The following is a 9,568-nucleotide window of genomic DNA, read 5'->3' as shown; positions in this document are numbered from 1 at the left end:
TTTTGAATACATCGAGGTTGACTACAACCGTAACCGCCGTCATAGCGCCAATGGCAACATCAGCCCGGCAGCGTTTGAGGCCAGACAAGCCGCTTAATTTCGTGTCCGTTATTGCTGGGCAAGATCAAATCCCCCCTGTCCCCCCTTCGCAAAGAGGGGGACCTGTTATGCCCCGGAACGCCCCGATGAACCTTCACAAAGGGGGGGACCTTGGGCTGGCGGTAGCGGTCTCACTTCTCTATATGGTCCCTGTTATATAGCCAGCTTTGCTCTTAATCGGTGCCGCAGCCGGTGGACTGGTAGAGGGTCATCTGGTTTTTTAGACGGTTGAGGCGGTTCAGGGCCAGGGACTTCTCGGCGCTCCGCCTGCTCTCCTGGGTGTCGAGCCAGGACTGTAACTGGGTCGCACCGGAGCGATAACGAATCTCAGCCAAGCTCTCGGCCTTTTTCGCCAGCACCAGCGACTCTTCCAACTGGGTGGCCTCCTCGGCGTAACGTTCACGTCCAGCGAGGGCGTTCTCCACATCGGCAAGTGCTTGATACAGAGTCTGGCGGAAGTTCACCACTGCCTCCTGGTAATCGGTCCGGGAGATCTCCACGTTGAGCTTCATGGTGTTCCACTGGATGAAAGGGAGCGTGATCCCGGCACCAAGCGAGGCGACTGGGTTATGAAGCACATCGAGGAGCGTGGTCGAACTCGTCCCTAAGGCCCCGGTCAGGGAAAAGGAGGGATAGTAGCTCGCCCGGGTGTTGTCGATGGCAGCCAGGTACTTCCTGAGACGCTGCTCGGCGGACTGGAGGTCGGGACGGCGTGCAAGGATCTTCGCCGGAAGCCCGGGCTGCACGGCGGGTAGCTGGCCGCCCGGAAGGCGGTCCCTTTCGGCAACCGCGTGCTCGGGAGACTGATCGAACAATATGGCCAGCGCATTGCGCGCCTCCGTCCGCTGCCGCTGAAGATCCGCCAGCTCCGCATTCTGGCTCGCCACCGTCTGCTTGGCCTGGTAAAGATCCTGGGCGGTTACCGCCCCTGCCCCGTATTTCACCGCCACTAGATCCCGAACCTTTTCGGCATAGGCGATGCTCTCGCCCGCCGTCGCTATCCTCTCGTTCAGGTAGGCGATCTGCCAGTAGTCGGTCGCCACCGTCCCGATCAGGGCAAGCGCGGTGGCGCGGCGGTCGGATTCTGTGGCCTGCGCCTCGAACCGGCTTACGTCACGGGCCGAGGATAGCTTACCCCAAAGGTCGAGCTCGTAGCTCACGGTGCCCGTCACGCCCGAGCTTTTGACCGTGGTGCCCCGTGTGAGGTCCTTCTGCAAGGTAGTGGCGGCGGAAACGGCAACCGAAGGGGTGAGGTTGGTGCCGGTGAGAGCTGCGTTGAGCTGGGCCCGTCGTACCTTGATGGCCGCGGCGGCCAAGTCGTTGTTGCTGGAGAGTGCCCGCTCGATCAGACTGCTCAAGGCAGGATCCTGGAAGTTATTCCACCACGTCTCACCCTTGGCGACCGCCGAACCGCTGGTGATGGCCTTTCCCTGTTGCCACGTTTCCGGGAGATCGACTTTCGGTGCCGCATACAGGCCTCGGGGCAAGATGCCTGCACAGCCGGTAAAGATCAACGACAGGGCAGCCAGGAGAAGGATGCGGGAGATTACCGTTACCGTCCGTTTCCTTGTCATGTTATTCCCTCGCCAGCGCTTCGATCGGGTCGAGACGCGCCGCGTTACGCGCGGGGAGAAAGCCGAAGAGGACGCCGATCAGCGTCGAACAGAGGAAGGCGGAGACGACGGAGGCCACCGAAAACTTCATGGAGAAGCTGGAGACGACCATGGAGAAGATCCCCCCCACTCCCCAGGAGAGTCCGATCCCGATCATCCCGCCGATCAGGCAGACCAGCACCGACTCTATCAAAAACTGCTGCATGATATCCTCCTGGCGGGCTCCCACCGCCATCCTGATCCCTATCTCGTGCGTCCTCTCGGTCACCGAGACCAGCATGATGTTCATCACCCCGATCCCTCCCACCACCAGCGAGATGACGGCAATGGCCGAGATCATCATGGCCAGCGTTTGGGTGGTCTTGGTGACGGTCTTCATGATGCTGTCGCTTGAATTGGTGTAGAAATCCTTCCGGCCGTGGCGCTGTTTGAGGAGCGTGATTATGCTCTGCTCGGCGATCTGATTGGAGACGCCGTCGCGCACCCGGACGGTGATGGAGTTGAGATACTGCTGCCCTAGAAGCCTGCTCATGGCCGCGCTGTACGGTATCCAGACCTCCAGGTTCTGGTTGTTGCCGAACGGCCCCTCCTTTTCCTTGGTCACCCCGGTCACCCGGCAGGGGAGCGTCCCCACCAGGATGACCTTGCCGATCGGTTCCTCGTTCCTGAAAAACTTGGCGGCGGTGTTCTTGTCGATGACGACCACCTGCGCGAGCCGGTTTTCGTCGGCGGCGTCGAACGCGGTTCCCTTGGCCATCTCGTAGCCCCGCACCCGGAAGTACTGCTCCCCTACCCCGTTCACCGAGGCGCTGGCGGTGAGGTTACGGTAGCGAAGGAGTTGGGAACCGCTGACAGAAGGGGTCGCGCTGTCGACGTAGACCTGCCCCTTGAGCGCTTCCAGATCGGCTGGAACCAGGGTCTCGATGGCTGAGGCGTCCTCGTCTCCCCAGTCCTTGCCGGGGTTGATGTCGATCACGTTGGTCCCCATGGCGGAGATGTCGTTGATGACCTTCTGCCGGGCCCCCTGCCCCAAGGCCACCACCGAGACGACGGAGGTGATGCCGATCACGATCCCCAGCATGGTTAAAAGCGTCCGCATCCGGTGGGATGCCATGGCGATCAGGGCCATCTTGAAGGCTTCGGCGAAACGGCTCCAGGCGGCGAACAATAAACCTCCCTCACCCGCCCTTCGGGCACCCTCTCCCCCAATGGAGCGAGAGGACAATGAGGTCTCGGCGCCAAGTGGGGTGAGCAGGAACGTGGACAGGTTCGGCTCGTCGCGGACGATCTCGCCGTCCTTGATCTCCACGATCCGCTCGGCGTGGCGGGCAACTTCCAGGTCGTGGGTCACCAGGATGATGGTGTGGCCGCGGCGGTGCAACTCGTGGAGGACTTCCATCATCTCTTTGCCGCTCTTACTGTCCAGCGCTCCGGTCGGCTCGTCGGCCAGGATGACGTCGCCGCCGTTCATGAGGGCGCGGGCGATGCTCACCCGTTGCTGCTGCCCGCCGGATAACTGGTTGGGGCGATGGTGGCAACGGTCGCCAAGCCCCAGCCGCTCGAGGATCTCGCGGGCCCGGGCCCGGCGCTTTTCCTTGGAGATGCCGGAATAGACCGCCGGGATCTCGGCGTTTTGAACGGCGTTCAGGTGCGGCATCAGGTGGTAGCGCTGAAAGATGAATCCGAAATGTTCGCGCCGAAGCCTCGCGAGCTCTTCGCCAGTCAGGTCCGCGGTCTCCCGGCCGGCGATCCGGTAACTCCCTTCGCTGGGGCGGTCGAGGCAACCGAGGATGTTCATCAGGGTCGATTTCCCGGAACCGGACGCGCCGACGATGGCCACCATCTCGCCGGCACGCAGGGTGAGGTCGATCCCTTTGAGCACGCTGATCTCCTGACCGCCGGTCACGAAACGCCGTCCTACTCCGCTCAACTCGAGTAACGCTTCGTCTTCCATCAATGCCTCCCGGGAGGCGGCCCCATCTGCTGCGAGGTGGTGGTGGCGGGGACCATGCTGCTGTCGCCGACCACCACCTTCTCGCCGGGGGCAAGTCCTTCCACGACCTGGATCTGGACGTTGTCGGTGATCCCGGTGCGGATGCTGCGGCGTTCGACCGATTCCCCTTTCAGGACTTTCACGGTGCAGCGGCCGTCCTTCTTGTCGCCGAGCGCGGAGAGCGGAATACAGAGCGCCTGGCGCGCCTGGTTCAGGACCACCGCCACTTGCGCCGTCATGGAGACCCGCAGGCGATGGTCGCGATTGGGAACCTCGAAAAGAGCGTAGTAGTAGATGGCGGAACTGCTTCCCGAGGTAGAGGAGCTGCTGGCGGTGGAGGAGGTTGAGCTGGAGACCGGTCCGGGCTCGATGGCGCGCAGGGTTCCGTAGTAGCGATGGTCGCTGTCGCCCAGCAGGGTGAAATAGGTGGGAAGACCGGGACGGATCCTGGTGACGTCGGCCTCGGATACCTTCGCCTTGATGGTCATGGTATCGAGGTCGGCCAGGGTCAGGATGGTGGTGGCCGATTGGGTGGATACCACGGTCTGTCCCTGCTCGGTGTCGATGGAGATGACCACTCCGTCCATGGGGGCGGTGATGCGGGTGTAGCCGAGGTTCGCCCGCGCGGTATCGACCGCGATGACCGCCTTCTTGATCTGGGCATCGAGGGAGGCGATGTCGTAGCGCGTGCTCTCCATCTGGGCCTGCGCGCTTTCCAGGTCCGCGCGGGAGGCGGCGTCCTTGGCGGCCATCTCTTGCTGACGCTGGAACGAGAGCCGGTACTGCTTCAGCATCGCCTCCTTGGAGCGCTTCTGGGCCCGGAGGTTATCGACCTGTGCCTCGGCGTCTTTCAGCGTGTTTTCCTGGAGCACCGGGTCTATCTCGGCAAGGAGCTGCCCTTTCTTCACCAGATCGCCAAGCGCGACGTGGAGGGTCTTCAACTGGCCGGAAACCTGGGCGCCGACGGCCACCGTCTTGTAGGCCTTCAGGGTGCCCGTGGCCAGCACGCTTTCTTCGAGATCCGTCTTCACTGCCTCTGCGGTGACGTAGGTGGTTTTGGGCTTGGCGAGCCAGACCTTGGCCGCGGCAACTCCGGCGCCGGTCAGGGCAAGCAGGGCGACGGCGGCGGCAATTACTTTTTTGGATGACATGGGTTCGAAACTCCCTGCCCCCATCCTCACCCCTCCCCTCCCTGGAAAGGGAGGGGAGAACTTACTGGAGGGGGGTTACGTTTGCGGTTGAGAGATAAGCGGATAGCTGCCGGGAGACATTGCCGAGGAAGAGAGCTCGCCCTCATTCGCTTGAACCGGAGTATAGGGAATCGAGTGTGAAGAAAGGAGTCAAGTTTTGTAAAGAAGGGTAAGGCGGCGGTCAGGCATTACTTAACCTATTCCTACATCTCTTTATCCAACTTAACGCCGGGCGCATCTACTATGTCACCAACCGTCGGTCAAAGAGTGAAACAGGCATGGGACGGAGCCGGTTTTTCAAACAATCAATGTGGAGGTGGGGAGATGAAAAGACGGGTGTACTCGAAGAGAGAGGCAATCGTAACGGCAGGAACGATCGTCGTTGCGCTAGCGGCAACCTGCGCATGGGGATCCACGGGACCAGGCTCTCAGGGGGACCGGCAGCCGCCCAAAGAGGCGTTCGAGGCCTGCGTGGGGCTCACCGAAGGGGCGAGCGCCGAGGCCAAGGGGCGAAACGGAGAAGTCATTACCGGGACCTGCAAAGCGTTCGGGTCCGGTTCCGCTCTCGCGCTGGTTCCGGACCGGCCGCCGCAGGACGGGGGCGGCAATCCCCCCGGCGGCATGCCGCCCGTTGCGGACGAGACCAGACCGCCGCAATAAGGGGAGGTACGCAATGGACAGGAGAAGCATCCTAGTGGTGGACGACGATGCCGTCTACCTCAACCTCATGAAGTCGATCATCGAGCAGATGGAATATACCGCCGACACGGCTGTCAGCGCAAACGACGCCCTGCGGTTGCTGGAGGCGAGCCGCTACCGGCTGATGATAACCGACATGTCCATGCCGGGGACCAACGGCCTGGAACTCACCGTAAAGGCGAAGAAGATCGCGCCCGATCTCAATGTGGTAATGCTGACGGGTGACGTGTCACCGGAACTGCTGGTAAGGGCGACGGAGGCGGGGATCAGCGAGCTGTGGCAAAAACCGTGTCAGGCGAACAGGATCAGGAGGTTGTTGAGGGATTTGCAGTAACGGTAGCCGCCTCGGGAAAGGTCCCGGGGCGGCTATTCGACGTAGGTGGAGATGGTGGAGGCGACCAGGCGGATCTCGCTGTTGGAGTATCCGGCGGCCACCAAGATTTTGACGAACAGGGAGCCGACGAGGGGGGCGCGATCATGCACCTCGACGGCAGTTTGCAGGTTCTTCCAGTCTTCGATCAGGTCTCGTGTCAAAAGGGGGGCCTCCAAGGCAGCTGAATGCTCAAGGGAAAGTTTTACCATCCGGGGCCGGGGTGGTCAACCCGGGAAGAATCTGATGGGACAACAGGACGGTAGGGACCGCGGAGATAGCGGTCACCCTGGCAAGGCCTGCCTCATCCTCGCCAGCGCTTTACTCAAAAGCTTCCTCGAACAGCCGAAGTTGAGCCTGACAAAACCGGGGGCGCCGAAATCGGCGCCGTCGGAGAGGCCGACACCGGCTTCCTCGAAGAAACGCCCCGGGTTCTCCACGCCCAATTCTCTCGCATCGATCCAGGCCAGGTAGGTGGCCTCCACATGGGTGATCTTGAGGGCCGGCATCGCGGCCACCTCGGCTTCAACCAGGTCACGATTCCCCCGCAGATAGTCGAGGAGCGCCGCCCGCCACCCGGCTCCATCGCGATAGGCGGCCTCGGCGGCGGTATACCCCAGGGTATTGACATGCGGCACCAGCCGCCCCATCGCCTGGCGGAATTGACGGCGAAGCTGCGGATTGGAGATCACGGCAAAGGAGCAGCCGAGCCCCGGAACGTTGTAGGTCTTGCTCGGCGCGAGCAGGGTGATGGTCCGCTCGGCGATCTCCGGGGAGAGCGAGGCGATGGGAAGGTGGCGAACGTCATCGAGGATGAGCTCGGAATGGATGTCGTCGCTGCCGATCACCAGCCCGTGACGCTGCGCCACATCGGCGAAACGCAGAAGTTCCTCCCGGGTCCAGGCACGGCCGACCGGGTTATGCGGGTTGCACAGGAGAAGGAGCTTGGTGGCCGGGGTAATGGCCTGCTCCAGCGCCTCGAAATCGGTTACCCACCTCCCCTCTTCCAGGACCAGCGGCACCTTGATCGCCGTGCGCCCGGTCAACACCGGCGCCGACATGAACGGCGGGTAAACCGGAATCAGGGTCACCACCTCGTCCCCCGGCTCGCCGATCGCCCGGCAGAGTACGTTCAGCCCGCAGACCAGCCCGGGAAGCCAGACGATCCACTCCTCTTCAATTTCCCAGTCGTAATCCCTTTTCAGGGCTCCCCGCACGGCCTCCACCAGCGAGTTATCGGGATAGCTGTAGCCGAAGACACCATGCTCCACGCGCTTGTGCAAGGCTTCGATGACGGCGGGAGGAGAGCGGAAGTCCATGTCGGCAACCCAGAGCGGGATGATGTCGCGGCCGAGGTACTTGTCCCACTTTTCGCTGCCGGTGTTGCTCCGGTCAATGACGGTGTCGAAATCGAAGGTGCTGTTCGTGCTCATCGCTTAACTCCTGCTAGCCCCGGTACACGATGCCGCCGACACAGGCGGCACCGAAGATGACAAAGGCGGGATTGATGTTGGTGAAGGTCAGGATGGCGAAGCTGACCAGCATGAAGGCGAGCTTGTCCCATCCTTGAGGTATCGCGCTCCCCCAGCCGCAGCTCTTGGTGCCGAACACGCTGTAGGCCATGTCGTAGGCGGTCCAGAGCAAGAGCCCGACGACCACGGGGCGGACCGCCTTGAGCATCGATTTGACCACGCCGCTGTCCTTGATCTTGAAGAAGTAGATGACCATGACCAGCATCAGCAAGGTAGTCGGCAGGACGGTTCCGAGGGCGGCGGCAACGGCGCCGGGGAGGCCGGCAAGCTTGTAGCCGATGTAGGCGGAAACCTGGGGCGCGATGGGGCCGGGAAGCGCGTTCCCTACCGCGACGGCATCGGAAAACTCCAGCGGCGTACACCAGGGGACCGGATGGGCGCCCCCGGGCGGGATCCAGAGGGCTGCAGTGGTCTCGCGCTGCATCAGCGCCAGCGAAGCGGGGCCGCCCCCCCAGGAAAACAGGGCGACACGGGTGTAGAGTACGAAGATTTTCCAAAGAAGCATATTACTGCCTCCACCACCATGGTCCGGCCTGCTCTTCCCCTTGCAAGGGAGGGACAGCGGACAGGGGTACGTGAATACCTTTCCTCAAGTGCCGAGGAAGGAGAGAAAGCGAGCGGTTCGCTCGTCAGGGCCGGAGTTGGGGACAAAGTCACAAAGGCCGCTTTGAATCAGCGGTCCTCGATGATGGCCAGCGTCCATTGCGCAAGCCGGACCAGTTGATCGACGGGAAGCGACTCTTCGGTGGTGTGGGCCTTTTGATAGCCACAGCTCAAGACCACGGTGGGAAGGCCGCGGTCGTTGAAGATATTGGCGTCGGAGCCACCTCCGGTCGCTTTGAAAACAACGGGTACGCCTAAGGCGGCAGCTGCCCGGGCGGCTCTTTGGACTACGGGGGCCTCTTCGGAATGGGTGTAGGTCTTGTAACAGGTGGTGAGGGTGATTTCTACCTTTCCCCCGAACTCGGAGGCGGCTTGCTCCATGGCGCCGGTCAATCGCTTCAGATGGCGTTCGAGCTTCCCACGGTCGACCGATCTCGCCTCGCCCAGGATTTCGCAACGGTCGGGAACGATGTTGGTGGGACCGCTTGCGGAGATGCTCCCGATGTTGGCGGTGGTATCGACATCGATCCGCAAAAGCTCCATCCGGCCGATGGCGGCAGCGGCCATCTGGATGGCGGAGATCCCCTGCTCGGGAACGAAACCGGCGTGGGCCTTACAACCGTGGAAGACCGCGCGGAATTTGACATGCTCGGGAGCCCGGAGGACGATCTCCCCGACCGAGCCCGAGGCATCGAGGACGAAGCAGTAGGGAGCGGAGAGGCGGCTTAGGTCGTAAACGCCTGAGCCAAGAAGGGAGAGCTCTTCGGCGACGGTGAAGACGAGCTCGATGGGGGGATGGTCACCACCGCGAGCCGTCAGCACCGCCACGGCTTCGAGGATGGCGGCGAGACCCGAGGCGTCGTCGGCACCGAGCACGGTGGTGCCGTCGCCGACCAGGAGATCCCCCTCCCGGCGAGGTTTTACCCCCATCCCGGGGACCACGCGGTCCATGTGGCAGCAGAACAGGACCGGAGCCAGGTCTTCGTTACCCGCCAGGCGCGCGGTCAGGTTACCCGCGTTGCCGCCGGTTTTCCCGCCTGCATCATCCTCGACCACCTCGAAACCGAGCTTCTTCAGCAGAGCGATCAGGTGATCGGCCATCAGCCGCTCCCGGCAAGGCTCGGAGTCGACCGAGCAAAGCTCCAGGAAGGTCGTCACCAGACGTCGTTCATCGACCATGCAATCTCCTTTTGCGCCGGGGTTGCAGCGTCAGACAGATGCAATACCATATTCCGGAGGAGTTGACTAGATGCAGTGGCAGCTCCGGCAGCCTCTTTTGCCTTTCTCGCGCCATCCCCGAAGAGAGATTCAGGTCCCATCGGCAGTCCTCCGATAATGCTCCAGCTCCCCCTTCGTTTGCCAGCGATCACCCCGTGTTTGACAGCTGTCAGCTGGCGTTTGACAGCTGTCAGCTGGCGCGTGACAAGAGTGCATGCGACTCGACATCTAAACCGTCAATGATTGTACGG

At 62.4% G+C, this 9,568-nt stretch carries 9 protein-coding genes; 2 read left to right on the top strand and 7 right to left on the bottom strand.

Annotated features, from left to right (window positions below; all coding sequences use genetic code 11):
* Positions 1 to 272: 272 nt before the first annotated feature.
* Genes L4X63_RS18455 through macA form a run of 3 tightly spaced genes read right to left on the bottom strand, consistent with a single transcriptional unit; the run spans position 273 to position 4,856 of the window.
* Entirely contained in the window at positions 273 to 1,673 is a 1,401-nt protein-coding gene (locus L4X63_RS18455; RefSeq protein ID WP_250680122.1) for an efflux transporter outer membrane subunit, read from the bottom strand.
* A gap of 1 nt (position 1,674) precedes the next feature.
* A complete protein-coding gene (locus L4X63_RS18450) occupies positions 1,675 to 3,666 on the bottom strand; it encodes a MacB family efflux pump subunit (protein WP_250680121.1) in 1,992 nt (663 codons plus the stop codon).
* Complete coding sequence (macA, locus tag L4X63_RS18445; RefSeq protein WP_250680120.1) at positions 3,666 to 4,856, bottom strand: macrolide transporter subunit MacA; 1,191 nt, start codon at positions 4,854 to 4,856, stop codon at positions 3,666 to 3,668. The genes L4X63_RS18450 and macA overlap by 1 nt, the downstream gene beginning before the upstream one ends.
* Positions 4,857 to 5,219: 363 nt before the next feature.
* Between macA and L4X63_RS18440 the strand changes: the two genes are divergently transcribed.
* The gene (locus L4X63_RS18440; protein WP_250680119.1) at positions 5,220 to 5,555 is read left to right on the top strand and encodes a hypothetical protein; all 336 of its coding nucleotides are present in this window, start codon (positions 5,220 to 5,222) and stop codon (positions 5,553 to 5,555) included.
* 13 nt (positions 5,556 to 5,568) lie between these two features.
* Positions 5,569 to 5,928: a response regulator gene (locus tag L4X63_RS18435; protein WP_250680118.1), complete on the top strand. Its 360-nt coding sequence runs from the start codon at positions 5,569 to 5,571 to the stop codon at positions 5,926 to 5,928.
* 32 nt (positions 5,929 to 5,960) lie between these two features.
* Here L4X63_RS18435 and L4X63_RS18430 read toward each other — a convergent pair whose 3' ends face one another.
* The 4 genes from L4X63_RS18430 to L4X63_RS18415 form a co-directional block, all read right to left on the bottom strand.
* A complete protein-coding gene (locus L4X63_RS18430) occupies positions 5,961 to 6,128 on the bottom strand; it encodes a hypothetical protein (protein WP_250680117.1) in 168 nt (55 codons plus the stop codon).
* 120 nt (positions 6,129 to 6,248) lie between these two features.
* Complete coding sequence (locus L4X63_RS18425; protein ID WP_250680116.1) at positions 6,249 to 7,397, bottom strand: MalY/PatB family protein; 1,149 nt, start codon at positions 7,395 to 7,397, stop codon at positions 6,249 to 6,251.
* Between the two features lie 13 nt (positions 7,398 to 7,410).
* Positions 7,411 to 8,001 carry a chromate transporter gene (locus tag L4X63_RS18420; protein ID WP_250680115.1) on the bottom strand — a complete coding sequence of 197 codons (591 nt, stop codon included), beginning with the start codon at positions 7,999 to 8,001 and terminating at the stop codon, positions 7,411 to 7,413.
* Between the two features lie 167 nt (positions 8,002 to 8,168).
* Positions 8,169 to 9,278: a M20/M25/M40 family metallo-hydrolase gene (locus L4X63_RS18415; protein WP_250680114.1), complete on the bottom strand. Its 1,110-nt coding sequence runs from the start codon at positions 9,276 to 9,278 to the stop codon at positions 8,169 to 8,171.
* Between the last annotated feature and the right edge of the window lie 290 nt (positions 9,279 to 9,568).

The organism is Geomonas sp. Red32, assembly GCF_023652955.1.
Lineage (GTDB): Bacteria > Desulfobacterota > Desulfuromonadia > Geobacterales > Geobacteraceae > Geomonas.
Note: the sequence above shows the minus strand (reverse complement) of the source record. Positions and strands in the feature narration are given on the sequence as shown.

Coding starts and splice junctions, on each gene's coding strand:
- L4X63_RS18455 (WP_250680122.1), bottom strand. CDS start 1,673: ATGACAAGGAAACGGACGGTAACGGTAATCTCCCGCATCCTTCTCCTG.
- L4X63_RS18450 (WP_250680121.1), bottom strand. CDS start 3,666: ATGGAAGACGAAGCGTTACTCGAGTTGAGCGGAGTAGGACGGCGTTTC.
- macA (WP_250680120.1), bottom strand. CDS start 4,856: ATGTCATCCAAAAAAGTAATTGCCGCCGCCGTCGCCCTGCTTGCCCTG.
- L4X63_RS18440 (WP_250680119.1), top strand. CDS start 5,220: ATGAAAAGACGGGTGTACTCGAAGAGAGAGGCAATCGTAACGGCAGGA.
- L4X63_RS18435 (WP_250680118.1), top strand. CDS start 5,569: ATGGACAGGAGAAGCATCCTAGTGGTGGACGACGATGCCGTCTACCTC.
- L4X63_RS18425 (WP_250680116.1), bottom strand. CDS start 7,397: ATGAGCACGAACAGCACCTTCGATTTCGACACCGTCATTGACCGGAGC.
- L4X63_RS18420 (WP_250680115.1), bottom strand. CDS start 8,001: ATGCTTCTTTGGAAAATCTTCGTACTCTACACCCGTGTCGCCCTGTTT.
- L4X63_RS18415 (WP_250680114.1), bottom strand. CDS start 9,278: ATGGTCGATGAACGACGTCTGGTGACGACCTTCCTGGAGCTTTGCTCG.